The 1,241-nt window shown below is 52.5% G+C and carries 1 protein-coding gene; it reads right to left on the bottom strand.

Annotated features, from left to right (window positions below; all coding sequences use genetic code 11):
- Positions 1–1,139 (bottom strand): hypothetical protein (locus V6D20_13350; protein HEY9816766.1); only part of this gene is annotated, 1,139 nt, incomplete at its 3' end.
- Positions 1,140–1,241 lie beyond the last annotated feature (102 nt).

Genomic DNA, 1,241 nt, shown 5'->3' on the forward strand with positions numbered 1-1,241 from the left:
GTAAAGGTACTTCCTACAATGGTAGTTGGGGCATTGCGCAATAGCAACGCTCCTCCATTTTTGCTGAAATCATCACCTAGGGTTCGATTCTGCGAGAAGGTGACGTTGGCGATGGTGGTAGGGGCATCCATGATCCATGCACCACCGCCTTGGTTGCTAGCTATATTGTTGAGGAAGGAGGTATTGCGTAGGGTAAAGCCTTTATTGGGGCCATTGGTGATATGCACCAATGCGCCACCATTGCCGTCACCACCTCCAGGTAAGTTTAAGACCCTATTGCCTCTAAAGACAGATAATTCTACGATAACGCGGTCGTTCTGTCCGCTGTAAAGATAAGCGGCTCCCCCTTCTCCACGACCTTTATTGCTTTCAAATACATTACCCGTCAGGCGGATGGTGCCACCGGCGCTATTGGCCGCACTGGCACGATCAGTGTAGATTGCGCCACCGTAGCCGCGCAGGAATGGGTTAGGATTGCCGGTATCGTAGCGGCCGGCAGTGGTATCATTGCCTATGAAGCGAGAGTTTTCAACCGTGAGATTGCCATTCAGGCTGTTGATGGCACCGCCGTTGATGCCTCGGTTATTGATGAAGTCGCTATTACGAACCGTGAATCGATTCGGTCCCCAAAAGGCGATCGCTCCTGCCCCACGCTCATCATTAGCGCCCGTGCCGATATTGGCCCGGAATTTGCTGTTATTGACCGTGAGATTGCCTTCATAGGCGCTGAAAATTGCGCCGCCGCCTTTCTGGGCTTTGTTGCCGCTAAAAGATACGTTGCGCACGACGACGGAGGCTTGGTGTTCTGTACTAATCGCTCCACCGCGATCGCGGGTAAAGCCATTGGTTAGGTTCAACCGTTGAAAGGTCACCTGGGTTGGCATTACGTGGTTGGACTGCACCAAAAAGATGCGGTGTGCCCTATTGCCGCTAATCGTCAAGCCTCGGGCGTCACTGCCGTCGATGGTGATGTTTTTACCGGCAGCAATGGTGAGGGTATTGCGTAGGGTGATGGTTTGATTGGCTAGTCTTGAGGAAAACCGAATGGTGTCGCCCGATCTAGCCCTGGCGATCGCGTGACGTAGAGATCCAGCCGTGGTGGTATCTGCAACTCTGGTGACGATAAAGGTTGTTGGCATAATGATGAAGGTAAGCAATAGGGAATCAAAACAACTGGACGTATCTAGAGGCTTAGACCATGAGGACGTTTTGGGGGCAACCTGTCTAGGGACGGACATGGC

Source organism: Candidatus Obscuribacterales bacterium, from assembly GCA_036703605.1.
GTDB lineage: Bacteria > Cyanobacteriota > Cyanobacteriia > RECH01 > RECH01 > RECH01.